The organism is Streptomyces sp. NRRL B-3229 (assembly GCF_000719505.1).
In the GTDB taxonomy this organism is placed as follows: Bacteria; Actinomycetota; Actinomycetes; order Streptomycetales; family Streptomycetaceae; genus Streptomyces; species Streptomyces griseorubiginosus.
Map to the genome: position 1 here is coordinate 309845 of NZ_JOGP01000018.1, position 24040 is coordinate 333884.

General features: G+C 72.1%; 24 protein-coding genes and 1 pseudogene. 9 read left to right on the top strand and 16 right to left on the bottom strand.

What is annotated here, in order from left to right; all coding sequences use genetic code 11:
* Positions 1-57: 57 nt before the first annotated feature.
* Complete coding sequence (locus tag IF54_RS0127390) at positions 58-414, bottom strand: hypothetical protein (protein ID WP_030323356.1); 357 nt, start codon at positions 412-414, stop codon at positions 58-60.
* Between the two features lie 174 nt (positions 415-588).
* Here IF54_RS0127390 and IF54_RS0127395 point away from each other — a divergent pair, with 174 nt between their 5' ends.
* Positions 589-831 carry a DUF5133 domain-containing protein gene (locus IF54_RS0127395; protein ID WP_030323357.1) on the top strand — a complete coding sequence of 81 codons (243 nt, stop codon included), beginning with the start codon at positions 589-591 and terminating at the stop codon, positions 829-831.
* 103 nt (positions 832-934) lie between these two features.
* Here IF54_RS0127395 and IF54_RS0127400 read toward each other — a convergent pair whose 3' ends face one another.
* Complete coding sequence (locus IF54_RS0127400; RefSeq protein WP_037820662.1) at positions 935-1909, bottom strand: GlxA family transcriptional regulator; 975 nt, start codon at positions 1907-1909, stop codon at positions 935-937.
* A 182-nt stretch (positions 1910-2091) separates the two neighbouring features.
* Here IF54_RS0127400 and IF54_RS0127405 point away from each other — a divergent pair, with 182 nt between their 5' ends.
* Together IF54_RS0127405 and IF54_RS0127410 are read left to right on the top strand one after the other, a co-directional pair.
* Positions 2092-2547, top strand: a complete 456-nt coding sequence (locus tag IF54_RS0127405; RefSeq protein ID WP_030323359.1) for a hypothetical protein — start codon at positions 2092-2094, stop codon at positions 2545-2547.
* 116 nt (positions 2548-2663) lie between these two features.
* A complete protein-coding gene (locus IF54_RS0127410) occupies positions 2664-2879 on the top strand; it encodes a hypothetical protein (protein WP_020134689.1) in 216 nt (71 codons plus the stop codon).
* 7 nt (positions 2880-2886) lie between these two features.
* Here IF54_RS0127410 and tgmB read toward each other — a convergent pair whose 3' ends face one another.
* The 3 genes from tgmB to IF54_RS0127425 all read right to left on the bottom strand — a co-directional run bounded on the left by tgmB (position 2887) and on the right by IF54_RS0127425 (position 4518).
* On the bottom strand, positions 2887-3861 hold the full coding sequence (tgmB, locus tag IF54_RS0127415) for an ATP-grasp ribosomal peptide maturase (RefSeq protein WP_030323360.1): 975 nt from the start codon (positions 3859-3861) through the stop codon (positions 2887-2889).
* Positions 3862-3877: 16 nt separating this feature from the next.
* Positions 3878-4069, bottom strand: coding sequence for a putative ATP-grasp-modified RiPP (gene tgmA, locus IF54_RS0127420; RefSeq protein ID WP_020134687.1), 192 nt, complete (start codon positions 4067-4069; stop codon positions 3878-3880).
* 131 nt (positions 4070-4200) lie between these two features.
* The gene (locus IF54_RS0127425) at positions 4201-4518 is read right to left on the bottom strand and encodes a YkvA family protein (RefSeq protein WP_030323361.1); all 318 of its coding nucleotides are present in this window, start codon (positions 4516-4518) and stop codon (positions 4201-4203) included.
* Between the two features lie 211 nt (positions 4519-4729).
* Here IF54_RS0127425 and IF54_RS0127430 point away from each other — a divergent pair, with 211 nt between their 5' ends.
* Positions 4730-5758 carry a hypothetical protein gene (locus tag IF54_RS0127430; RefSeq protein ID WP_030323363.1) on the top strand — a complete coding sequence of 343 codons (1029 nt, stop codon included), beginning with the start codon at positions 4730-4732 and terminating at the stop codon, positions 5756-5758.
* A 169-nt stretch (positions 5759-5927) separates the two neighbouring features.
* On the opposite strand, the gene IF54_RS0127435 is transcribed toward IF54_RS0127430, so the two are convergent.
* From IF54_RS0127435 to IF54_RS0127445, 3 genes are read right to left on the bottom strand one after another with little or no spacing between them, the layout of a single operon-like run.
* Positions 5928-7994: a xanthine dehydrogenase family protein molybdopterin-binding subunit gene (locus IF54_RS0127435; RefSeq protein WP_078852119.1), complete on the bottom strand. Its 2067-nt coding sequence runs from the start codon at positions 7992-7994 to the stop codon at positions 5928-5930.
* 12 nt (positions 7995-8006) lie between these two features.
* Positions 8007-8999, bottom strand: coding sequence for an FAD binding domain-containing protein (locus IF54_RS0127440; protein WP_030323367.1), 993 nt, complete (start codon positions 8997-8999; stop codon positions 8007-8009).
* On the bottom strand, positions 8996-9535 hold the full coding sequence (locus IF54_RS0127445; protein WP_030323368.1) for a (2Fe-2S)-binding protein: 540 nt from the start codon (positions 9533-9535) through the stop codon (positions 8996-8998). The genes IF54_RS0127440 and IF54_RS0127445 overlap by 4 nt, the downstream gene beginning before the upstream one ends.
* Before the next feature lie 111 nt (positions 9536-9646).
* Here IF54_RS0127445 and IF54_RS0127450 point away from each other — a divergent pair, with 111 nt between their 5' ends.
* The gene (locus tag IF54_RS0127450; RefSeq protein ID WP_030323369.1) at positions 9647-10306 is read left to right on the top strand and encodes a maleylpyruvate isomerase N-terminal domain-containing protein; all 660 of its coding nucleotides are present in this window, start codon (positions 9647-9649) and stop codon (positions 10304-10306) included.
* A gap of 82 nt (positions 10307-10388) precedes the next feature.
* On the opposite strand, the gene IF54_RS0127455 is transcribed toward IF54_RS0127450, so the two are convergent.
* Entirely contained in the window at positions 10389-11504 is a 1116-nt protein-coding gene (locus IF54_RS0127455; RefSeq protein ID WP_030323370.1) for a hypothetical protein, read from the bottom strand.
* A 307-nt stretch (positions 11505-11811) separates the two neighbouring features.
* Between IF54_RS0127455 and IF54_RS0127460 the strand changes: the two genes are divergently transcribed.
* Both IF54_RS0127460 and IF54_RS0127465 read left to right on the top strand, forming a co-directional pair.
* Entirely contained in the window at positions 11812-12204 is a 393-nt protein-coding gene (locus IF54_RS0127460; protein WP_030323372.1) for a PadR family transcriptional regulator, read from the top strand.
* Positions 12201-13208, top strand: a complete 1008-nt coding sequence (locus IF54_RS0127465) for a hypothetical protein (RefSeq protein ID WP_030323374.1) — start codon at positions 12201-12203, stop codon at positions 13206-13208. The genes IF54_RS0127460 and IF54_RS0127465 overlap by 4 nt, the downstream gene beginning before the upstream one ends.
* On the opposite strand, the gene IF54_RS0127470 is transcribed toward IF54_RS0127465, so the two are convergent.
* The 3 genes from IF54_RS0127470 to IF54_RS0127480 all read right to left on the bottom strand — a co-directional run bounded on the left by IF54_RS0127470 (position 13192) and on the right by IF54_RS0127480 (position 16694).
* On the bottom strand, positions 13192-13683 hold the full coding sequence (locus IF54_RS0127470; protein WP_030323376.1) for a lamin tail domain-containing protein: 492 nt from the start codon (positions 13681-13683) through the stop codon (positions 13192-13194). The genes IF54_RS0127465 and IF54_RS0127470 overlap by 17 nt on opposite strands.
* A gap of 83 nt (positions 13684-13766) precedes the next feature.
* On the bottom strand, positions 13767-15143 hold the full coding sequence (locus IF54_RS0127475; protein WP_030323378.1) for a glycoside hydrolase family 43 protein: 1377 nt from the start codon (positions 15141-15143) through the stop codon (positions 13767-13769).
* Between the two features lie 201 nt (positions 15144-15344).
* A complete protein-coding gene (locus tag IF54_RS0127480) occupies positions 15345-16694 on the bottom strand; it encodes a jacalin-like lectin (RefSeq protein WP_030323380.1) in 1350 nt (449 codons plus the stop codon).
* Between the two features lie 285 nt (positions 16695-16979).
* Between IF54_RS0127480 and IF54_RS0127485 the strand changes: the two genes are divergently transcribed.
* On the top strand, positions 16980-17870 hold the full coding sequence (locus tag IF54_RS0127485; RefSeq protein WP_030323381.1) for a peptidoglycan-binding domain-containing protein: 891 nt from the start codon (positions 16980-16982) through the stop codon (positions 17868-17870).
* A 12-nt stretch (positions 17871-17882) separates the two neighbouring features.
* Here IF54_RS0127485 and IF54_RS0127490 read toward each other — a convergent pair whose 3' ends face one another.
* On the bottom strand, positions 17883-19277 hold the full coding sequence (locus tag IF54_RS0127490; RefSeq protein WP_030323382.1) for an alpha/beta hydrolase family protein: 1395 nt from the start codon (positions 19275-19277) through the stop codon (positions 17883-17885).
* Positions 19278-19429: 152 nt separating this feature from the next.
* Here IF54_RS0127490 and IF54_RS0127495 point away from each other — a divergent pair, with 152 nt between their 5' ends.
* Positions 19430-20407 (top strand): ABC transporter substrate-binding protein, encoded by a 978-nt coding sequence (locus tag IF54_RS0127495; RefSeq protein WP_030323385.1) that lies wholly within the window; start codon positions 19430-19432, stop codon positions 20405-20407.
* A gap of 150 nt (positions 20408-20557) precedes the next feature.
* On the opposite strand, the pseudogene IF54_RS39825 reads toward IF54_RS0127495, so the two are convergent.
* The 3 genes and pseudogenes from IF54_RS39825 to IF54_RS0127510 all read right to left on the bottom strand — a co-directional run bounded on the left by IF54_RS39825 (position 20558) and on the right by IF54_RS0127510 (position 23949).
* A pseudogene (locus IF54_RS39825) lies at positions 20558-21107 on the bottom strand (MarR family winged helix-turn-helix transcriptional regulator).
* A gap of 122 nt (positions 21108-21229) precedes the next feature.
* Entirely contained in the window at positions 21230-22390 is a 1161-nt protein-coding gene (locus IF54_RS0127505) for an FAD-dependent oxidoreductase (RefSeq protein WP_037820670.1), read from the bottom strand.
* A gap of 194 nt (positions 22391-22584) precedes the next feature.
* Positions 22585-23949 (bottom strand): FAD-dependent oxidoreductase, encoded by a 1365-nt coding sequence (locus IF54_RS0127510; protein ID WP_030323389.1) that lies wholly within the window; start codon positions 23947-23949, stop codon positions 22585-22587.
* Positions 23950-24040 lie beyond the last annotated feature (91 nt).

Here is a 24040-nt window from a genome sequence, read left to right on the forward strand (position 1 = left end):
CCTACACCTCGCTGCACGCCAGAGAGCTCGTCCGAACCGCCGGCCGGCCGCTGGATGTCACGCCGCGCTGCTCCGGGGCACCCGGCGCGGGCACGTCGAGTCGTGGTCAGTACCGCAGCTCGTCCACCAGCGCTCGCAGCACGCGCCCCCCAGCTCGGCGCGGACGATCGCGTCTGCGGCCTCTGCGCCGGGGCCACCGGGAGCGGCCGCGCTCCTTCGCATCTCGGCCAGAGCCTGCCGCTGGTCGCAGACGACGCACTCCCGCACGACGGCGATCACCGGCACCAGGCTCGCCGCCGCGAACAGGCACGCGGCCCACACCGGGCCGTCGCGCAGCGTCAGCGCCGCCGTCCAGACGAGGCCCGTGGTCGTGGCGAGGTAGAGGGCACTGAGGAGTCCTGCGGAGCGGTTCATGGGCGTATACCGTTCGTGGTGCGAGGGATGCCCCTTGTCCAACGGTTTGCGACCCCTCGGGGAAGCGGGTGCGGTCGCACGGTATTGCGCCAATTGCGTGCCGGACGGCGGCGGATGGGATTGGTCCGGGCCAGACCGGGCATACGCAGCGAAAAATCGAGAGAGGGGCACTTCGTGCTCGTGCCGGACCCGAAGGCCGTCAGAACGCTGCTGACCCGCTACGCGTCGCTGAGGATCGCGCAGGCGGAGTGGGAGAGGCCGGCGACGGCCCGTGAGCTGGCCGACGTCAGCTATTCACTGTGCGTGATGATGGGCACCACCGACGTCGCCGAGGCGGTGGCCAGGGCGGACGCCCTGCTGCCGACCGTGGGACGTACGGACCCCGAAGGGGAGAGCGGCCTGCCGCTGGCCGTCTGAGGGACCCGGGCCTCCGCGCCCGGGAACCGAACACAGGGCCCAGCCCGGGAGTGCAGCGCGCAGACCGGGAGCGCTGGCCCATGACGCCGGACCCGGCGGGCGGTCAGATCCGTGCCGCCGCCGGGACCGCGTCCTTCGCATGGAAGGCCGCGCGGTAGGACTGCGGAGTGGTGCCGACCACCCGGCGGAACCGCTCCCGGAACGCTGTCGGGGAGCCGAACCCCGCCTGCCGCGCGATCCGTTCGACCGGGTGCGCGGTGTTCTCCAGCAGGTACTGGGCGCGCCGCACCCGGGCCCGCAGCAGCCACTGCAAGGGCGTACTGCCCGTCTGCTCACGGAACCGGCGGCTGAAGGTGCGCTCGCTCATCCCCGACCGCGCCGCCATCGCCCCGAGGGTGATCTCGTGGGCCAGGTTGTCCTCGACCCACTCCAGCACCGGCTCCAGCGTCGAACCCCGCGGCACCGGCGGATGGTCGTACACGATGAACTGGGCCTGTCCGCCCTCCCGCTCCAGCGGCATGACCGACATCCGGGCGGCGTGCGCGGCGACGGCCGAGCCCAAATCCCGGCGGATCATGTGCAGACACATGTCGAGGGCGGCGGCCGCGCCGGCCGAGGTCAGGATCTGACCGTTGTCCACGTACAGCACGTCGGGCTGGACCTCGACGGCGGGGAAACGCCGCGCGAGCTCGTCCGCGGCCACCCAGTGGGTGGTGGCCCGCAGCCCGTCCAGCAGGCCCGCCTCGGCCAGCACGAACGCGCCCGCGCACACGGACGCGATCCGGGTCCCGGCCGCCGCCGCGTCCCGCAGAGCGGCCAGGACGCGCGGGGACGGCGGTCCGGCCGCGGGGGAGCGGCCCGGCACGACGACCGTGTCGGCCTCGACGAGGGCGTCGAGTCCGTGTCCGACGCGCAGGGAGAAGCCGCCGTCCGCGCGTACTTCGGGTGATTCTGCGCACAGGCGGACGCGGTAACCGGGGCGGCCGTCGGGCAGGTGCGTCCAGTCGAACACCTGCATGGGCGCCGCCATGTCGAAGGGCACCACGTCGTCGAGAGCCAGGATCGCCACGGAATGCATGCCCGCCACAGTAGGCGGATTCCCGCCAGGGCCGCACACCTGGGACAACCGTGGGGACATCCGGTCGGTGGGGTTGGCGGAAACCAGTTGGAAGCTGTCGTTTCTGCCGCTGTGTGATCGTCCCGCGGGTTCCTAGGGTGATCGGGCACCGCCGACCGCACCGGAGAAGGACACCCCACCCCATGACCAAGTTCCTGCTGGCCCTGCACGTCCTCGCCGCCATCGTCGCCGTCGGGCCGGTGACCGTCGCGGCCAGCATGTTCCCGCCCGCCGTCCGCCGGGCCCACGAGGAGGCCAGCGGGGTCGGCACGGTCCGTCTGCTGCACCGCATCTGCCGCGCCTACGCCGCTGTCGGCATCGCCGTCCCGGTCCTGGGCGTCGCCACCGGGGCCGCGATGGGGGTCCTCGGCGACGCGTGGCTGACCGCGTCGATGGCCCTGACCGCGGCGGCCGCGGGCGTCCTCGCCGCCTTCGTGCTGCCCCGGCAGGGCGAACTCCTCGAGGAACTGACCGGGCAGGGGAGCGTCGAACGCCGCGGTACCGTTCAACTCGCCATGTTCACCGGTGTCTTCAACCTGCTGTGGGCGACCGTGACCGTCCTGATGATCGTCCGCCCGGGGTCCACCACGGGCGCATGAGCGCCTCCGGACCGTCAAGGCCGACACCGTAATTCGCACGTCGGTGCGTGGGGGCGCCTAGACTCGGCAGCCGTGCCCACGCGCGTGGGCCGTGAGAACGAAAGGCGCGTTGACGGGTGTTCCAGGATTCCCCCATCTACGACCGACTCGTCGCCGAACGCGGCGACGTCCCCGCTCTGACCCGCAGGGAGGCCGAGCGCGTACGCAGGGAACTGGAGTACGTCATGCGGCCGTACCAGTCCCTGATGTCCCCGCCCGCCCCCGAGCGTCCCGCCCAGCCCGGCCAGGGCTGGGTGCCCGCGCTTCCGCCCGCCGCCCCCCGGCCCTACTGAACCGGCCTCAGTTCACCACCGGGTCGGCCCCGTCGGCGGAGGCGCGGTTCTCCGGTCCCGGCTGGGCCAGCCATGCGGCGATGCTGCGCGCGATGGGCTGACCGGTCTCCACCTCGATGAACCCGAACTGCCCCGACTGGTTGCACTCCAGGAACCACCAGGTCCCGTCCCCGTCCTCGGCGAAGTCGAAAGCGCCGTAGGCCAGTTCGGCGGCCCGGAGATACTCGCCCACCGCGGTGGCCACCCGGGGCGGCACGTCGACCGGCTGCCAGGAGGAGGCCGACCGGGCGAACCGGACGTCCACCTCGTCGTCCGGACCGGTGGCCTTCCGGGCGGCCAGCATCGTCTCTCCCACGACGGTCAGGCGGATGTCGGCCCGCTTGGCCACCCGCCGCTGGAGCAGCGTCGGACCGAACGCGACCGCCGCGAAGTCGGTGTCCGGAGCGACCCGGCTGGTCGGCACCGCCCGCGGCGGATCCTGCGGATGGGCGCCGGAGACCGGCTTGACCACCAGATCCGGATAGCGCTCGGCGAACTCGCGGGCGGCCTGCGGAAACGTTGTCACGATCGTGGCCGGCACGGGCAGCGAACAGCGCTGCGCGAGCCGTAGCTGCCAGGGCTTGTGCCGGGCCCGGCGGGCCGCGTCGGGATGGTTCATCCAGCGGGCGTCGCTGCCCCGCAGCATGCCGTACAGCGCCTGGCCGGACTCCTCGGTCAGCCACTCCGAGGGGACGGCGGCCCGGGCCGCCGGGATGCCCGGGCGGCGGACCCAGATCGAACGCAGCCCGGAGATGCCCACCAGGCGCCCGCCGGCCGACAGATGGCCGCGGAAGCGGCCGTGCACGTACTCGCCGGACAGCGCGACCCCGTCGGTGAGATCGGCCGGATCGAGCCGGACCACCGGAACCCCCGTGGCGTCGAGGTGCACCACGACCATGTCGGCCGTCACATCCTCTTCGCAGGTCAGAATCAACACGGTCATCAGTGTCGACCTGTGTTCAGTCGTCGAAGTGAGTCTTGGAGCCCGCCGTGGAGGTGGTGGTCCCCAGTTCCCGCATCAGGGCGTGGTCGCGGGCCGCGACCCGGCCGTCCATGAGCACGTTCAACTGCCGCCCGGAGTCGTAGACGTACGGAGTGGTCGCCTCCAACGCCGCTGCCGGGCGTGCGTAGTTGAGCGCGAACGGTTGCATCGTCTCTCCCTCGCCGGTACTGCTTCTAGCGGACGGCCGTCTCCCCACGACGCCGTCGGGTCACCGACTTCCTTCGGCTCCCAGAGACTTATACGAATCGAACGGGTGGTTGGTTTCCTTACACTGCGTAATCACGGTCGGCGGGAGGCCGACCGGTCGTCCTCACCGAGTTGCAGTGCCGCCCGGTCGGCGGCGGAACCACGCATCGTGCGCAACGCGAGCAGCAGGACCCCGATGTCGTCGAGATACACCGGGTCCGGCACCAGATCGGTGGGCAGCACGAGGTAGAGCAACGCGCCCCAGAACACCCAGCGGGGCCCGGTGGGCAGCCCCGCCCGGCGCAGCCCGCGCCGGGTCCTGACGAGCCGTACCAGCAGTCCCACGGCCACCGCCAGCGCCAGCGCCGCGAGCACCGCGACGACGACGATCAGTGCTGTGGTCGAATCCACGGGCCGACCTCCTCCTCGGGGCGCTCGACGCAGCGCTGTCCGACGGATTCCCCCATCCGGCCGCAATAGGCCTGCCGAGGGCGGCACTCACACCCGTGGCGCATCCGAGTGGCACGCCGTCGTTGACCCGCTTACGAATGGAGACCTCAATGTCGCGGTCGTACGACGGGGGCGCATAGGAGCGACCGCACCCTGTGTCTGGAGCAGAAGCATGACCACCGGCCCGTCAGCACCCCGCCCGAACGACCCCGCCATACCGACCGAGCCGTCGTACGGCGACACCGTCGGCGACCTGGTGCGTGCCGCCGTGGCCGACCGTCCCCTGGAGGACGTCGTCCACCTCATCACCCTGCTGGAACAGTCGCCCCAGTACGCCCAGGCCACGGCCGCGGCCCTCCGTGCCGTCGGTGTGGACCGGTCCGTGGAGGACGTCACCCGGCTCGTCTCCCTGCTCACCCGGCCGCCCCGCGACCCGGACAGCGCCGACGAGGCGATCCGCGCCGCCGCCGAGTCCCGCCCCGTGGCGGAGGTGACCCGCCTGGTGTCCCTGCTCAACCGCTCCGAGCTGCAACCCCACTGCGGTCAGGAGGCGGTGCGGGCGGCCGCGACCGGACGGCCCGTCGAGGAACTCGTCGAGCTGATCGGCAGACTGGCCGAGGAGCGGCCCGCACAGCCGTCGTACGAGCCGTCGAAACCGCTCCTGGCGGCGGAGTCGCCGCCGGAGTACGCGATGCCGGGTGCGAGCGTGTTCCCGGCGCCGCCGCCGCACCCCCCGACACCCCGTCGGCCCGCGCGGACTCCGGCCTGGCCCGGCCGCCTCGCCGCGCTGGCCCTGCTGGTGTGCGCCGTGCTCTGCTTCCCGGCGCACCGGGACGGGGCGTCGCTGCCGGTGTACGGGTTCGCCCTGGGCGTCTCGGCGCTCTGTGCCGTCCTGGCGGTCTTGCTGGCGATCCGGCCCGCCGTGCCGCTCCTCGCCCTCGCGGTGGTCCTGCCGGCCGGAGTGGCCGCGGGCCAGCTCCTCGACGGCCGCTTCCGCTCGGCGGGGTTGTCCCAAGCCCTGGAGCTGCCGCTCGCCCCGGCGTGGATCGCCGGTACGGCGGCGGTGTGCGCGTCCCTGACGGCGCTGACCGCACTCGTGGTGCAGCTGGCGGTGCCGGCCCGGCCGGAGCGGGTCCCGGCGGACCGGCGGCTCGTGGAGGGACCGGCCCGGGAGCGGCCGGACGCGCAACTGACGCCGTAGCCGAAGCCCCCTCGCGGTTACCGGCCGCCGCGAGCCGCTGGAAACCGCGCCTGCCGAACGCCGCGAGCCGCTGGAAACCGCGCCTGCCGAACGCCGTCAGCCGCTGGAAATCCCGGCTGTCGACCGCCGGAAGCCGCTGGAAATCCCGGCTGCCGACAACCGCAAGCCGCTAGAAACCGCGGGGAACTGCCCCTCTCCCGATGCCGCCGAGCACGCGGTCCGGTGTGAGGGGCAGTTCGCGCACGCGGGTGCCGGTGGCGTGGAAGACGGCGTTGCCGATCGCGGCCGCCGTCCCCACGATGCCGATCTCGCCGATGCCCTTGCTGCCCATGGGGTTGAGGTGGGGATCGTCCTCGTCGATCCAGTGCGCCTCGATGTCGGGCACGTCGGCGTGGGCGGGCACGTGGTACGAGGCCAGGTCCGACTCGGTGAAGTCGCCGAACGCGGCGTCCATCGTGCTGCCCTCGGTGAGTGCCATCCCGAGCCCCATGGTCATCCCGCCGACGAACTGGGAGCGCGCGGTACGGGAGTTGAGGATGCGTCCCGCGGCGTACACCCCCAGCAACCGGCGGACCCGGGTCTCACCCGTGACGGTGTCCACGGCGACCTCCGCGAAGTGCGCGCCGAAGGCATGCCGGGCGTAGGGGCTGTCGGCGTCGGCCCGGCCTGCGGTGTCGGCACGGACCTCCATGCCCTCCGCGGGCACAAGTCCCCCGGCCAGGCGCTCCGCGAGCCGGGCGCACGCCTCGTGCACCGCCCAGCCCCAGGACGCCGTGCCCGAGGAGCCCCCGGCCAGCGGCGCGGCGGGCAGATCCGTGCTGCCCACCTCGATGCGCACCCGGTCCACGGGCACAGCGAGCCTGTCCGCGGCGATCTGCGCGAGTACGGTACGGGCGCCCGTGCCGATGTCGGCGGCGTTGATCCCCACCTGGAAGGTCCCGTCGGGCAGCGCCCGCACTGCCGCCGTGGACGGATGGACCAGCACGGGATACGTGGCGGCGGCCACCCCCGACCCCACCAGCAGGGGGCCCTCGGCTCCCGCGGCCGGGCGCGGGGCCCCTCCGGCCCCGCCCAGGTCCACCGGGTCCATGCCGAGTTCGCCGGCCAGCTCGTCCATGGCCGACTCCAGGGCGTACATGCCGGGCGCCTCGCCGGGGGCCCGCATCCAGGAGGGCGTGGGCAGGTCGAGGGGTGCCACCCGGTGTGCCGTACGGGAGTCGGGGGCGGCGTACATCACGCGGGTCGGTACGGCGGCCTGCTCCACGAACTCCTTGACGCGCGAGGTGTGGGTGGTGACCTCGTGGATCAGGGAGACGAGCCGTCCGTCGGGGCGGGCGCCGAGCCGCAGCCGGTGCAGGGTCGGGGCGCGGTGTCCGACGACGGCGGGCAGGAAGCGGCGGGGGAGCGCCAGGGTGACCGGCCTGCCGGTGTGCCGGGCCGCCATGGCGGCGAGCACCACGTCCGGACGCGGCGTGCCCTTGGACCCGAACCCGCCGCCCACATGCTCCGCGTGGACGGTGACGTGATCCTCCGGGATGCCGAACAGGCCGGCGAGGACGGTGCGTACGGTCGTGGCGCCCTGGGTGGAGGTGTGCACCGTGAGCCGGCCGTGCTGCCACTCGGCCGTCGTCGCGTGCGGTTCCATCGGGTGGTTGTGCAGCGGCGGCACCCGGTAGTCGACGTCGACGCGGACGTCCGCGGACGCGAACGCGCCCTCGGGATCGCCGTGTTCACGGGTCCCGGGGTATCCGCCGTTCGCCTCCTCGGGGGCGTACGCTGCCTGATGGTCGCGGGTGAGGGTGACGTCGTGGTCCTCCACCGCGTAGTCGACGCGGACGGCGGCGGCACCCGCGCGGGCGGCCTCCAGGGTCTCGCCCACCACCAGGGCGACGAACCAACCCCGGTGCGGGACACGGGAGTCGCGCAGGACGGCGAGCATGGCATCGTCCGGCTCGGAGAGCCGCGGCGCGTTCTCGTGGGTGAGCACGGCGATGACCCCGGGCAGGTCCAGCGCGGCCGCGGTGTCGATGCCGGTGACCCGGCCGCGGGCGACCGAGGCGGGCACGGGCCACGCGTGGGCCCGGCCGGGGCGGGGCTGCTCGGCGGCGTAACGGGCGGTGCCGGTGACCTTCTGACGGCCTTCGCGGCGCTCCACCGAAGCGCCCAGGGCAGACTCCCCGCTTTCGCGGCGCTCGACAGGAACCCCCGGAGCGGGGCTCGGCGCGGTGGCGTTCATGCGTCCTCCTCCTCAGGCCCCGGCGGCCCGGGCGAGCCGGGTCAGCACGTCCACGGCGAGCGAACGCGCAAGCGGCACCTTGTAGGCGTTGTCCCGCAGCGGCTCCGCGGCGGAGAGCTCCAGGTCGACCGCGTGCTCGAACGCGGCCTGTGTGGGCGCGGCGCCCAGCAGCGCCTGCTCGGCCCGCCGCGCTCGCCACGGCCGGTGCGCCAGCGCGCCGAACGCGATCCCGGCGTGGTCGACCACCCCGTCCGTCACGCGCAGCACCACGGCAACCGAGGCGAGCGCGAAGGCGTACGACGCCCGGTCCCTGGCCTTGCGGTAGGCGGACGGCAGCCCGGCACCGGCCGCGGGCAGCAGTACCCCGGTGACGAGCTCGCCCGGCGCGATCTCGGTGTCCCGCTCCGGATGTGCCCCGGGCAGCCGGACGAAGTCGGCCACGGGCACGCTCCGGGCGCCCTCCGTGCCGTACAGCTCGACACGCGCGTCCAGCGCGGCGAGGGCGACGGCCATGTCGGAGGGGTGGGTGGCGATGCAGTGCGGGGAGTGCCCGAGCACCGCGTGGTCCCGGTGCACGCCCTCCCGGGCCCCGCAACCACTGCCCGGTGCACGCTTGTTGCAGGGTTTGGAGACGTCCTGGAAGTAGGGGCAGCGGGTGCGCTGGAGCAGGTTGCCGCCGGTGGTGGCCGCGTTGCGCAACTGCCCCGAGGCTCCCGCGAGCAGGGCCTGGGAGAGGACCGGGTACCGCTCGCGCACGGTCGGATGGGCCGCCAGGTCGCTGTTGCGGACCGTGGCGCCGACGCGCAGCGAACCGTCCGGCAGCTCCTCGACCTCGTCCAGGGGCAGGCGGCTGACGTCGACCAGCGCGTCGGGCTGTTCGACGCCGAGTTTCATCAGGTCGACGAGATTGGTGCCGCCGCCGAGGTAGTGGGCGCCCGGGCGGGCGGCGAAGAGCTCGGCCGCCTCCTCGGGGGAGGCGGCCCGTACGTAGTCGAAGGTCTTCACGGGATCACGTCCTCGACCGCGTCGACGATGCGTGGATAGGCGCCGCAGCGGCACAGGTTGCCGCTGAGCCGCTCGCGGATCTCGTCGCGGTCCAGCGGCACGGGACGGCCTGCGGGGGCATCGGTCGTGACGCGCGAGGGATGACCGGCGGCGGCCTCGTCGAGCATGCCGAGCGCCGAGCAGAGCTGGCCGGGTGTGCAGTAGCCGCACTGGAAGGCGTCGCGGTCCAGGAAGGCCTGTTGCAGTGGGTGCAGTTTCTCGCCGTCGCCGGCGAGGCCCTCGACGGTCCTGACCTCGCTGCCGTCCAGGGCCACCGCGAGCAGCAGGCAGCTGTTGACGCGGCGTCCGTCCACCAGGACCGTGCAGGCGCCGCACTGGCCGTGGTCGCAGCCCTTCCCGGCACCCCACAGCTCCAGGTCCTCGCGCAGCACGTCGAGCAGGACGCGCCGGTGGTCGACGAGGAGGGTGTGGGGTTTGCCGTTGACCGTGAGTGTCGTCTCGGAGCAGGTGGAGCCGGGGTCGTGCTGACCGCTCATGATGACGGTGACCTTCCGGACAGGCGGAGGTGCTGTCCCCACCGCGTATCCACAGTCGGCCCTCTGACACCTCTCGCCTCCCGGGCGGCATGCCCGCCTAGGCTGACCCGCATGAACGCCGACGTACTGCGTGCCGCCTACGGGGCCTTCGCGGCCGTCGTGGGGCCCCTGGGGGACGAGGAGTCCTGGCGGCCCACCGGCTGTACCGGCTGGGCCGTGCGGGACCTGGTCTTCCACTGCATGGGGGACGCCCAGCGCGCCCTGGTCGCCCTGCACACACCCGCGCCCGGGCCGCCCGACCGGGACGCCGTGACCTACTGGCGGGACTGGGCGCCGGACCCCGTCGGCGCGGCGAACGGGCGGCGCTGGAGCCGGGTGAGCGCCGGCATGTTCCTCGACTTCCGCCAGCTGCGCGACCTGTACCTGGAGACCGCCGCGGCCACCGTGCGGGCCGCCGCCGACACCCCGGCGGGACTGCGGGTCACCACGCAGGGGCATGTCCTGACCGCCGCCGACCTGGTGACCACCCTCGCCGTCGAGGCCACGATCCACCATCTGGACCTGGTCACCGGCCTGCCGGACGCGCCAGGTCCGGCGCCCGAAGGGCTGGCCGCGGTCCGGGCCACCCTCGACGGACTCCTCGGCCGGCCCCTGCCCCTCGACTGGAGCGACGAGCACTACGCCCGTGCCGCCACCGGACGCGCACCGCTCACGGACGCCGACCGACGCGCGCTCGGCGCCGACGCGGACCGCTTCCCGCTCTTCAGCTGATCCGCCGACGTGGCTCTGTGCGAGCCTGGCCTGAGCCGACGCGGCTCTGCCCGAGCCTCAGCTGTCCCGCCGTGCCCGAGCCTCAGCCGATCCGCTGGTCCGGGTCCTCCTCGCGCGCGGCCGGCCGCAGGGTGCCCTTCCAGCGCTCGAAGGTCTTCGAGAGCTGCTGCAAGGGCGAGCCGGCCTGCGGATCGGCCGGGGTCTCGGGTGCCGCCGGTGCGTTCTCGCGGTAGATGGCCAGCGCCTCGTTGGCGCGCTCGGCGGCCTCCCGGTACAGGTCCCGGGACTTGGTCATGGCCTCCAGCGCCTCGGCGTACATCGCCACCAGCGCGCGCTCGCGCTCGAGTTCCTCCTGAAGGGTCAGCAGCTGCCACTGCTCCCGCAGCGCGGTCACGGCCGCCTCGCCACCCTCGGGCAGCGGCTTCGGCATCGAGGCGTAGCGCGTCACGGCCGCGAGCAGTTCGGTGGGCTCCGAGCCGTCGAGGAACACGGTGCGTACGGCGAAGTCCTGGCCGTCGTAACCGGGCGGCACCGGCGTCCCGGGCAGCACCACGGCACCGCCGCGCGGCACCTCCACACCGAACTCCTTCACGGCCCAGTTCAGCACCCGCAGCTGGTGCGGCTGCGCCCGGTGCTCCACGACCCGGTGGCGCAGGCCGGGCGGCAGCATGTCGGCCAGGGGCCGGCGGCCGCCCTGGCCGGGGGTCATGGCCTCGTGCACGACGACCTGCACGGCCCAACTGCCGCGCACCGCCTGCCGCAGCACCCGCCGTACCTCCTTGTCCTCCTCGGGCAGCACGCTCAGGTCGCGCAGGCGCAGGCCCGTGGCCGCGTCCCGGTCCCAGAACACGTCGTCGCTCTCGGGCCAGAACATGGTCGCGGGGGAGGGCCAGCGCAGATCCCAGGGCTGTTCCGCCTCCGCCGCCAGCACCCACTCCTGGCTGCCGCTGGAGACGGCGGACAGCGAGAGGCGGGCCCGGACGGTCACCTCGTCCCCGACCCGCCAGCGGGCCTCGAAGATCCGCTCCGGGGCGTCGTCGGCCCCGGACGGCTCGTTGAAGTCGTCGATGACCGCGCTCTCCTTGAGCCGCGCGAGACTTCGGCGCAGGACGTCCGCCGCGTCGGATCCGAGATGGCGGCCGCGGGCCAGCCAGACGGTGGAAGGTGCTGTGGAGTCTGCCGTGGGAGTGCTTGACATGGGTCCATCTGTGGGAGGGGGTGGTGCGTGCCACGGCCAAGTATCGTCGCCGACGGCCTGTCCGGGCCAGGCGGGGTCCGGCAGCCGGACAGCGCAAGCGCACACGGGGCGCACAAGTTCCACACAGAGCAACCTCCTTTCACCTGTGCCCTGTTCGCGCTCCGCACGCCAGAATGACCTCACGAACAGGGCCGGCCCACCATCCGCATTGGGGCCGGCCCTGTTCGTCGTGTTCCACCGGATCGCGCGATTCGGCTCGCTGAATATATCGGGAGCCGATATATTCGTGTTCATGGCACCGAGGAACATGACACAGGCGGCGTTCTTCGTACTGACCGCACTCGCCGACCAGCCGCGGCACGGCTACGGCATCCTGCGCGAGGTCGAGGAACTGTCCGAGGGGGCCGTTCAGATGCGCGTCGGCACCCTCTACGGCGTACTGGACCGGCTCACCGCCGACGGGCTCATCGTGCTGGACCGCGAGGAGGTCCAGCAGGGCCGGCTCAGGCGCTACTACCGCCTCACCGACGAGGGCACCGCGGCCCTGGCCGCGGAGGCGGAGCGGCTGGCCGCCGGGGCGAGCGCCGCGAAGAAGCGGATCGCCGAGGGACGGCGCAGCCCGGGACCGGCCCCGGGGCGCTCGTCGGGAACGACCGACGGGCCCCTCGCCGGTCCCGGACTCGCCGGAGGTCTGGCATGACGACCCTGCTGGAGACCCGCTACCGCGCCGTCCTGCGCCTGCTTCCCGCCTACTACCGGCGCGAGCGCGAGGAGGAGATCGTCGAGACCTACCTCTGGGACGTCGACCAGGAGACCCAGGACCAGAGCCGCCCCACCCTCGGCGAGGTGGCGAGCATCGTCGCGCTGGCCGTCCGCAGCAGGCTCGGTGCCGGGAGCGCGCCCCGCCGCTACGCCGTGCTGGGCTCGGCCGTCCGCCTCTTCGCGCTCTTCGCCGTCCTGCTCCAGGCGGCCTCCGCCGTGGTCGACCGGGTGCTCGGGCTGACCTGGGCGTCCACCCGTGGCGGCAGCCAGTGGGCGCTGTTCACGGACGGCTTCACCGGCCACGGTGTGTGGGCCGGTGCCGGCGCGGTCGCCCAGTGGTTCCTGCCCCTGCTGTGGACGGTCGCCTACTTCGCCCTGCTGCGCGACCACCGCCGGCTCGCCCAGGTCTCCGCGCTCGTCGCGGCGCTGCCCACGCTCTGGCCCCTGGCCGATCTGTGGGTGCTCGACTTCGCGCCCTCGGACTCCGGCTATGTCGTCGCGGCCACCGTCCTGGCATGGTCCTCGGCACTGGCATGGTGCGCCGCGTACCACCGTGACGCGCCCCCGGCCCGCCTTCCCGTGGGCGCGCCCGGCCTGGTCTTCGCCGCCTGCTGTGTGCTGATGGGCGGCTCGGTCGTGGCCCTGCCCGACGGGGTCGACACCGCCTGGGCGCTCGTCACCTGCTACCTCGTGACGGCCCTCGCCTGGCTGCTGTACCGAGCCCGGAGCGGGAGCCGCGGCCCCGCGGCGGGGGAGGCCGCGGCCCTGGCGGCGCTGGGGCTGCTCCTCCTGGCGGTCCGGATCGCCGCGGTCTACCCGTGGCTCGACGTCCTGCCCGGCACGCTGCGGGTGGGTGTCCTGACCCAGGCGGCGGCCCTCGTCGCGCTGACCGCCGCACTGGCCGTCGTGAGCGGACGCGACCTGCTCAGCCGTGGTACGTGATGTACCCGTTGCCGTCCGGGTCGTTGGCGCTCTTGGTGTACTTGTGGGTGTCCGCGTGCGCGCCGGAGGGCTTGTAGAGGTAGATCGTGTCCCCGGGGTTGTTCCACATGAAGTTGCAGTTGTTGCGGTAGACGACGTTCTTCGCGTCCGAGTCGGTCCCGTGGCCGCCGCGCAGCTTCACGTAGTCGCCGGGCTGGAGCGAGTGGCTCCTCGTGAACGTGAACTTGTTCCCGGTCGCGTCCTTCACGACGTAGCCCTTGAGGTTCACGGTTGCGGTCGACGAGTAGTTCTTGATCGTCAGGTACTCCTCGTCGGTGTTGCCGGAGGTGCAACTGTTGGAGTCAGGGCCGGGGGCGTCGTACTGGATGGCCTTGATCTTGAGCGCCGACGAGTACTCGGTGGCGTGAGCCGGGACCGCGCTCAACGCGGTCAGCACGCCCGCGGCCGCGACGGCGGCTATGTGTCCTCTGCGCATGGAAAAGCCCCCCTGTGAAGGTCTCGTGAAGAAGATCTGGAGCGTATACAACACGGACCGTCAGGGGGGCTTTTTCGGAGAAATCAGTAACCGACTCGGAATGTCGCGTCCCGCTGGTCGGTCGTGGTGGAGATCGGGTCGATGCGCAGGACGTAGTCGGCGTGACGGATGTAACGGGTCGGGTTGTTGTACGACCGGAAGGACGTCCAGCTCGCGTCCGCGAGGCCCGCCGTGCGGTAGAAGGTGGCGTCACCGGCGAACGTCGACGTGCCGTCGTTGACGTCGAGCCGGAGGGCGTAGTTGTAGTGCCGCAAGTAGCGGTCGGGGTAGTTGACCGAGCGGAAGGAGACCCCGGAGCTGTCGGCGAGCCCCGGGACCAGGGTCCACAGGGAGTCCTTGTACGGCTCGATCGGGTACTCGTCGATCCGGCCCACGTAGTCGGCGTGGCGGACGTAACGGGCCGGGAAGTTGTAGGACTTGAGCCGGTTCCAGGCCGGGACGCCCCACTTGGCGAGCAGGTTGGTGTACTCGGCCGTGGTGATCGTCGCGATGCCGCAGTGCTTGGAGTTGACCGGCTGGGTGTAGGCCTTCTGGTCGAGGGCGGTCCAGGAGCCGGTGGCCGGGCTGCTCGACTGCCATGCGTAGAAGACGCCGTTGGGTGTGTACGTGTCGCCCCAGAGCCACCAGGTGTTCGAGGTCAGTGACTTGACGACCGTCGGCGCCTCGGTGCCGCCGTGGGCCACGCCCGCGCTGTACTCGGTGAAGCTGCCCGGGTTCAGGGAGGTGGAGCGCGCGGAGACCAGGGTCTGGTTCTTCTTGTAGAAGAGGTAGTTGTAGCCGTTCACGCCCACGGCCATGTCACCGTCGATGACGTCGTAGCCGGGGTCGAAGAAGACCTGCGGGGCCGACGCGGTGACGAAGTCGCTGGTGTAGTTCACCATGATCACGTTGTGGCCGCTGGAGTTCACCGACGAGTAGATGACCGCGTACTGGCCCCGGCCCGCGTCCCAGAACGCCTCCGGCGCCCAGCTGTGGGTGGTCATGTCGTGGAGTTTCAGGCGCCGGTAGCCGGTGAAGGTGCGCAGGTCGGCGGAGTCCCAGACGTGGATGTACTGGCTGTTGTAGTTCCAGTCGGTGCCCTTGAGGTCGGTGGCGAGCACCACGAACGTGCCGTCCTGCCTGCGCATCAGGAACGGGTCGCGCAGGCCGAGGGCGCCGGCGGTCGGGGTGACCAGGGGGTTGTTCTGGTTGAGGGGTGTCCAGTTGAGCCCGTCCGGGCTGACGGCGAGGTGCAGACCGTAGTCGGTGCCGTCGCCGAGATTGGTCGACTCGGTGAAGTAGACCATCGCGTACGCCGAGTCGGCGGCCTGCGCGGTGCCCGTGCCGAGGGTCAGGGCGAGCGGGACGGCGGCGGTCATGCCCAGGAGGCCGCGACGGGACAGGTGGGGGTTCGCGCTCATCGTGTCTCTCCAAGGTGCGTGCGGGGGACCTGGAGGTGGCGTGGGGGGCACCTCAATGACCGATATTTCGAACGGAGTTCGGTAAATCGATCAGAAGCTAGGGCCTGGCCATGGTCGCGTCAATCATCCGGCCGGACTTTTGTGGTTCCTGTGCGTTCCGGGACGGCGCGGGAAGGCGCGCCGTCCCGGAACGGGGGCGGGTCAGCGCTGGGTGTAGATGAAACCGATCTTGTCGACCTCGTCGCCCGCGCGGCCGTGGAAGCCGGCGATCTGCCAGCCGCTCGGTGCCGTGCGGGTCACACAGTCCGAGGTGGTCGAGCCGCCGGCGAGCGTGCGGCCGAGGTTGGTCGTGAACTTGGCGTAGAAGATCCGGGTGTTGCCGTCCTTCGCGCCCTGGCAGAGCTGGGCGGTGGTGACGTACTCACTGCTGCCGAGGGTGAGCGAGGAAGCGGTGCCGCCGGTCCCGCCGTGGGTCAGCGTGGTGCCGTTCGCCAGGGTGACGCTCATCTGGTCGACCCGGGTGCCGGCCCGCAGCCCGATGGCCGTGGCACTGGTGCCCGCGGGGACGCCGGCGATGTCGTTGAAGTAGTCGCCGTGCGGGCCGCCGTACTGGTCGCTGAACTGGTAGGCGGCGTTGCGCTGCCAGGTGAAGCCGACCGTGATCGGGTCGTGGTCGGAGAGCATCTTGTTGTCACTGGTGAGGAACTTGGCGTGCTCGTTGTTGTACGACGTGGCGTTCAGCGAGACCAGCTTGCTGCCGCGGTAGAGGACCTTGTCGACGACCTCGCAGGTGTTGGGGACGGTCGTCCCCGTCTGGTCGCAGACCAGGGCGTCCGTGCCCTTGGCGGGCGGGGTGCCGCCGCGGATCAGCTGGACCCAGGCGTCGGTGAGGCCGTTGGCCGCGGCGAACTCGCCGATGGTGTCGCCGGAGCGGGTGTAGCGCGTGTTGGTGTCGCCCATGACGACCACCGCGTTGCCCTTGGAGTGGCTGTTGATGAACGCCGTGAGCTGGTTGAGGTTGTCCGCGCGCGAGGTGAGGTCGCCGTCGTTGGTGCCCGCGTTGGTGTGCAGGTTGTAGAAGTCGACGTAGACACCCTCGGCGAGGCGCTCCCGCATGAAGGTGAACCCCTTCGGGGTCAGGCAGTCACCCGAGTCGTACTGGCAGGAGTTCCACCGCACCCGCTCGAAGTCGTCCACGTCGTAGGGGATCTTCGAGAGCGTGTTGAGGCCGCTGCCGATGCCGGCGCCGCCGCTGGTGGGCGTGCGGTAGGCGTGGTTGGTGTCGCCCGCGTAGAGGTAGGCGTGGTAGTTGAAGTCCTCCTCCACGTGCACGATGTCGTAGGGCGCGATCCGCTGGCCGATCGCCGTGGTGCTCGACTCGCGCGGGGTCGGCGCGCTGGAGAGGGCCTCGGGCAGGCCGGCCACGTTGTAGGTGAGGACGTTGAAGCTGCCCGAGTCGGCGGCCGAGGCGGCCGAGGCGGCCGGGGCGGCCACGGTGAGCCCGCCGAGAACGGCGGTGGCCGCCGCCAGGCAGGCGAGGAGTCTGCGCATGGGGAGTTTCTCCTGGAGGAGTGGCGCGGGTGAGTGGAGCGGGTGGCACAGAAGTTACCGCTGGTTACCCCATGTTGTCGCGGTCTCGGAAGACCATCTTCCGTCAAGTCGCCCTCTGTTGATGGGCTGTTGAGGGCTCGCTCCGGCCTTCGTTCATCTCGCCTTCACGCTTGATGGCTGAATCTCGGTGCTGTGGACGACCCGGTTCCAGATCAAGAAGAGTTGTGGAATTTCCGCGCGGCATATCTGTCTACGATATGAAGATCGTACGGAGAGGGAACGCGCGTGAGTGAACCACCAGTCCTCGTCTGCCCTGAGTGCGGGGCGCCCCGGGCGGCGGACGGCACCCCCTCCTGCGCCTGCGCCCACCGCGCCGCCGAGGCCCACCTGGAGTCCCGTACGGCCGAGGCGGCCGCCGCCGAGGACTTCGACCCCGTGCGTATCCGGCCGTTCGTGGCGGTCGGCGAGGAGCCCGTGGATCCCGCCGACGACCTCGAACGACCAAGTCTCACAGGGGACTTGGCGGCCATGGACGAGACGGTGCGGACGCCCGTCGCGGAGCAGTCCGTGGAGTCCCCGGCCGTCGCCGGACCCGGCCGCCGCAGTCGGCGGCCGGTGATCGTCGCCGGAGCCGGTGCGGCTGTCGCCGTCCTGGTCACCGGTGGATTCGTCGGCGGACTCTTCTCGTACGACAGCCCCGCGCGCGACGGGTCGGTGGCCGGCGGTGTGCGGGCGGGCGTACCCGAGGAACAGCCGTCGTCGAGCGGCCCGTCCGCTGTCTCCCCTTCCCTTACCGCGACTTCGGCCTCGTCCGCGCCGCCCACCTCCTCGCCGAGCGCGTCCGCCGACGCCGGCGCGAGCACGTCGGGCACGCCCACTCCGGTCGGCGCCCCTTCCAGCGTCGCCGCCTCCGTGACGGCGGCCCCCGGACCGACCTCGTCGAACGGACAGCCCCCGGTGCTCCGTTACGGCGACCACGGCCCCGAGGTCGTCGAACTCCAGCTCCGCCTGAAGCAGGTCGGGCTCTACAGCGGGGACGCGGACGGCGACTTCGACGACACGGTCGAGAGCGCGGTACGCACCTACCAGGTCACCCGATTCGTCTTCCAGGACGAGTCGGGGGTCTACGGCGCGGCGACGCGGGCCTCCCTCGAATCCGAGACGACGGAGCCGTGACCCGTCGTCCGGTCAGGGATGCTTCCGGTGCTCGTCGTAGGGGCGGGACCGGTCGTAGGGGCGGGGGTAACGTGCGGGCACGTACGGGACATAGCGAGCCGCGGACGACGGATCAGCCTTCGAGGCACGGGAGTTGAGGGCCGCCGGATCGCTGTCGCGCCAGTGCCCGTGGGTGATCCGGTCCTCCAGGGTGTGCAGCGCGGCGATCTGCTCGCCGGGGCTGAATGTGCAGTGGCCCGCGTTGTCGACATAGCGCTGCCGCAGCAGGGGCGTCGAGCCCGCGGCCGTGGCGGCCCTGAGGTAGGCGCTCTCGGACTGCATCGGGATCAGCGCGTCCCCGGTGGTGTGGATGTTCAGCTGGGGCTTGGTGAGCCGGCCGGTGAAGGTGCTCGTCCGGCTCATCCACCGCACGGCCTTCGCGTCGGCGCGGACGCGGGGGGCCTTGTCGAGGGTGTTGAGGTCGGACCTCAGGGAGAGGCCCGCCTTCGCGTACAGCTCCTCGACCTCCTTGAGGTAGGGCGAGCGCTGGAGCAGGGCGCGGTAGTCGACGCCGGTGTTCCACGCCATGTTCCCGCCCGCCCGCGTCTCGGCCTCCTGTCGCCAGACGAAGGCGGGGAACCGCACCAGCCCCACCACGGCCTGGTACTGCCCGCTCTGCTGTGCGTCCCAGTCGGTGGGGGCGGGCCGGGGCTGTGAAGGGTCATTCCAGCCGGGGATGTTGTGCAGGGCCGCGGCGAGCGCGATGCGGGCCCGGCCCTCGGGGGTCCGCTGCGCCCCGGTGACCACGCCGGTCATCGCGTCGGACGCCTCGGTCGCGGCGGCCTGGCTCGGCAGCCGGGTCAGGGGGATGTCCGAACCGGGGGCGAGGAGTGTCCTGAGCGCGAAGACCGGGTCCAGCGTGCTGTTCCAGTTGGCGACACCGCCCTGCACCAGCCCGCACATCGACAACGAGCCCGCCAGACGGGACGCGTGACGCTCCGCCAGGGCGGTGGTGACGAGGCCGCCGTAGGAGGTGCCCCAGGCCAGGGTGCGTCCGGCGCGGCCGAAGCGGGCGGTGAATGCGTCGAGGGTGGCCAGCTGGTCGGGCACAGCCTCGGTGACCGCCCAGCCGGTGGTGGCGTAGGAGGAACCGATCAGGGCGTAACCCTCGTGCAGCAGAAGGGACTTGGTGGTGTCGTCGGGCGCGTTGCGGGCCGGGTTGGGGGCGCCGGCCGGGGTGTAGCCGTGGCTGTAGAGGAGGACCGTGCCGTTCCAGTCGGCGGGTACGTCCATGAGGTAGGTCGCTCCGGAGGGCAGCCGGCCCTCGACCTGCACGTCCTCGGCGGCGGCGTGGGCGGCCGGGGTGAGGGGGGCGGCGAGCAGCAGTGCCGCGACGGCTACGAGCGTACGGGTGCGGATGCGGTGCATCACGAGACGTGGGCTCCTTGGCGCAGTCCGTTTTTCCTGCGGTCGGGGGGACTGACACCGTGAAACTAGGCGTGTACATTGCGGGCGTCAATGATGTGCACAACATCAATGGGCGGGTCGTGAGGTGTCTGACCCCTCGTCAGGAGGGCTCCATGCGAAGGCGCATGCTCGGACTTGCCGTGGCGGTGATGACCCTCGCGGGTGCCGCCGGATGCGGATCGTCGGACTCCGGCAGCGGGGGGTCGTCGTCCGCGAGCGGCGGGAAGAAGACCCAGGTGACCGTCGGTGTCATCCCCATCGTCGACGTGGCACCGCTCTACCTGGGACAGAAGAAGGGGTTCTTCGCCGACCGCGGGATCGAACTGAAGATGGTCACCGCGCAGGGCGGGGCGGCCATCATTCCCGGGGTGGTGAGCGGGCAGTTCCAGTTCGGCTTCAGCAACACCACCTCCCTGATGCTGGCGCAGACCAAGGGCGTGCCCGTGAAGTCGGTGGTGAACGGGGCCGCGTCCAACGGCAAGGTGGGTGCCGATGTCACCGCGGTCCTCGTGAAGAAGGACAGCCCCGTCAAGTCGGCGAAGGATCTGGCCGGGCGCACGGTCGCGGTCAACACCCTCCAGAACATCGGGGACACCACGGTCCGCGAGTCGGTGCGCAAGGACGGCGGTGACCCGGCGAAGGTCAAGTTCGTCGAGATCCCCTTCGACCAGATGCCGGCCGCGCTGGACGGCGGCCGCGTGGACGCCGCCTGGATGGGCGAGCCGGCCCAGACCGTCGCCAAGGGGCAGGGCGCCCGGGTCATCGCCTCGCCGTTCGCCGAGACCGACCCGAAACTGACGGTCGCGACCTATTTCACCTCGTCGAAGATCGCGCAGCAGGACCCGGCGCTGGTGAAGAACTTCACCGAGGCGATGACGGAGTCACTCCAGTACGCCACCGGCCACCCGGACGAGGCCCGGCAGATCCTCACGACCTACACCAAGATCAGCGGTGGTGTGCTGAGCGGGCTCATCCTGCCCAGCTGGCCGCCCCAGGTCGACACGGCCTCCCTGGAGAAGCTCGCCGCCCTCGGTGAGCAGGACGGCATCTTCGGCGGCAAGAAGCCGGACATCCCGGCGCTGTTCTCCTGACCGGCCGGGCGGCGGACCGGGACCCGGCGTTGCGCTGCGCGGGGCTCTACGCGCTGCGCGGGCCTCTGCCCGCTGCACGAGGCGCTCCGTGCTGCACGGGACCCGGCCCGCCGCCGGGGACCCGGCCCGCCGCCGGGGATCCGGCCCGGGTCAGGCCTTCGGGTGCCGGCCGCTGCGGCGGGGGCGGGCGGCGCCGTCGAGCAGGGTGTGGCGGCGCTCCTCGCCATGCTCCTCCACCTGGAGGACGACCCGCCGCAGCCCCTCCGCGAGGCCCCGGCACCGCGCGTCACTGAGGCCGGCCGTCACGAAGGCCGCCTCCTCGTCGAACGCCGGGAACACCCGCTGCATCAGCTCTCGCCCTGGCCGGTGAGGCGCAGCAGCACCGGACGCCCGTCGGCCGGGTGCCCGGGGCGGCTCAGCAGTCCGCGCGACTCCAGGATGCGGGCCACGCCGGTCGGGGTGCCCTTGGAGATGCCGGCCTCCTCGCCGACATGCCGGGTCTCCGACTCGCCCCACACCCACACCACCCAGAGCACGAGAACGCGGTCAACGTCAGGTCGGAGCCGCACAGCACGGAGTTCTCCAGGTGCTGGCGCACCGCGGAGGCGGCCCGGCAGATGTTCGCCACGGCCGCCGTCTGCTCCCGGCGGATCGGGACCCCGCCGAGCTTCTCGGCCGCGAGCTTCTCCACTTGGGTGATGGATCACTGCCCGGGCACGGGCGGCTCCTTCGTCGGGCACAGGTCGTCCGGGCCCAGATTCTGGTGCGGGCCGCGGCAGGGGGGACCGGGCGTGAGAGCTGTCGCCGGTGTCGCCGGGAGCCCTACCCGTGGTGGGCCGGCCGCGCGGCCCAGAGATCCGTGTCCCAGTCCAGGAGCCGGGCGAGCTCCTCGTCCGGGGCGGGCCGGGGAGCGGTCGACGGGGTGTGGGTGCCCCGGGAGATGTTGCCGCTGACCGTGATGTTGTGTTCCACCCGGGGACGGCGGAGTTCCTCGTACAGGGCGAGGGCGCTGTCCGTGTCCGGCGCGTCCCGCAGGGACTTCGCGAGGACGACGGCGTCCTCCAGGGCCATCGAGGCACCCTGGCCGGTCGCGGGGGAGGCCGCGTGCGCCGCGTCGCCGACGAGCAGGGTCCGGCCGGAGCGCCAGGGCGTGCCGGTGGGGATCTCGGTGGCGTTGGTGACCATGAGGTCCTCACCCGTGGCCGCGACGAGGTCCGCGGCCGGGCCGGCGTCCGCACGGAGCAGTGGCAGCAGCAGCTCGCGCCAGTGGGCGGGGGTGCCCTGCGCCAACTCCTCGGCGGTCAGCGGATCTCCGGTCACCCGGGCGAACCAGTACGTCTCGCCGTCGGGCGACACCGCGTAGCCGAAGGCGGCCCCGCTGCCGCGGACCATGGTGATGCAGGCCTCGGGGCCGGAGGGAGCCGCGGCGCGCGTGTAGCCGTAGAAGACGTACTGGCCGGAGGGGAACGGCCGCGTCGTGGGCGAGATCGACCGGCGCACGGCGGAGTTCAGGCCGTCGGCGCCGATCAGCAGGTCGCCGCTCGCGGTGCCGCCGTCGGTGAAGCGCGCGGTGACGCCGTCCGGGCCGTCCTCGACCGACGTGAGGCGGGCGCCGTGCCGCACGGGGATGCCGCGGCGGGCGGCCTCGGTCTGGAGCGCGGTGTTGAGCTCCCCGCGACGCAGGCACCGGTAGTTCAGCACCGGGGCGGAGGTCTCGCCCATGGGGGCGTGTGCCAGCTCGGTGCCCCGGTCGTCCAGGAGCCGCAGCGAGGTCAGCGGGAAGCCGACCGCCGTGACCGCCGCCGAGGCGTCCAACTGGGCCAGCGCGCGCATGCCGTTGCTCGCCAGGGTGAGGAACGCGCCGATGTCCTCGGCCGAGTCCGGATGAGCCTCGTGCACCTCGACCCCGAAGCCCGCCTTGTGCAGCGCCAGTGCCGTCGCCGTACCGGCGACACCGCCGCCGATGACCAGTACGCGTGCCACACCCACCCCGTTCGTCCCGCGTGCGCCCGCACGGCCGTACAGGCATGAGGGGAACGACCGGCCGGGCGCGCGGGTTCCGTGCACAGCACGACGCCGGTCGTACCGCCCCTGCGAAGGGTCACGGCACGACCGGCGTTCGGTCGGCTCCTGCGGGTCGGCTCACGCGCCGCCCGGTCGGTTGCCTGCGGGTCGGCTCACGCGCCGCTCTCGCGCAGCATGTCCTCGCGCTCGACGAGCTTCACGCGCTCACGGCCCTGCGGCTCGCCCAGCGCCTTCTCGGCGGCGTCCAGCTTGTACCAGCCCTCCCAGGTGGTGAAGCGGACGTTGCGCTCGGCGAGGAACGCGTCCACGGCCTCCGGCTCGGGCGAACCCGGCGTCTGGAGACGGTCGTTCGCGAAGTCGTCCAGCAGGTTCGACACCGTCTCGTTGGCGTCGCCCTTGGTGTGGCCGATCAGGCCCACCGGGCCGCGCCGGATCCAGCCGGTGACGTACGTCGACCGGAGGTGCTCGCCGCTCTCCTGCATGACCCGGCCACCCTCGTCCGGGACCGTGCCCGAGTCGATGTCCCAGGGCAGCTTGGGCAGCTTGTCGGAGAGGTAGCCGACCGCGCGGTAGACCGCGGAGACGTCCCAGTCCTTGAACTCGCCGGTGCCCTTGACGTTGCCGGTGCCGTCCAGGGCGGTGCGCTCGGTGCGCAGGCCGACGACCTTGCCGTCCTCGCCGAGGATCTCGGTGGGCGACTCGAAGAAGTGCAGGAACAGTTTGTGCGGACGGTCGCCGACATCGCGGATCGCCCAGTTCTCCAGCGTCTTGGCGACCATGTCGGCCTGCTTGTTGCCACGCCGGGTCTCGATCGAGCCCTCGTCGTAGTCGATGTCCTCGGGGTCGACGATGACCTCGATGTTGGGGGAGTGGTCCAGCTCCCGCAGCTCCATCGGGGAGAACTTCGCCTGGGCCGGGCCGCGGCGGCCGAAGACGTGGACCTCCAGCGCCTTGTTCGCCTTCAGGCCCTCGTACACGTTCGGCGGGATCTCCGTGGGCAGCAGCTCGTCGGCCGTCTTGGCGAGAATGCGGGCCACGTCGAGCGCCACGTTGCCGACGCCCAGCACGGCGACCTTCTCGGCCTCCAGGGGCCAGGTGCGCGGCACGTCCGGGTGGCCGTCGTACCAGGAGACGAAGTCGGCGGCGCCGTAGGAGCCGTCGAGCTCGATGCCCGGTATGCGCAGCTCGCGGTCCGCGGTCGCGCCGGTGGAGAAGATCACCGCGTCGTAGAAGGCGCGCAGGTCGTCCAGGCTGATGTCGGTGGGGTAGTCGACGTTGCCGAAGAGACGGATCTGCGGCTTGTCGAGCACCTGGTGCAGGGCCGTGATGATGCCCTTGATCCGAGGGTGGTCAGGGGCCACGCCGTAACGGATCAGCCCGAACGGTGCCGGCATCCGCTCGAAGAGGTCGATGGAGACACCGGGTTCGGCGGCCACGTCGGACTTGAGCAGCGCGTCGGCCGCGTAGATCCCGGCGGGGCCGGCTCCGACGATGGCTACCCGCAGGGGGCGCGGCATGATCAGGTTCCCTTCGAGCGGTGACAGATCGACTCGGGGAAGCCTAAGCTAAGGCAAGCCTAAGTGGGTACGCGGGTCCGGTCTATGGGCT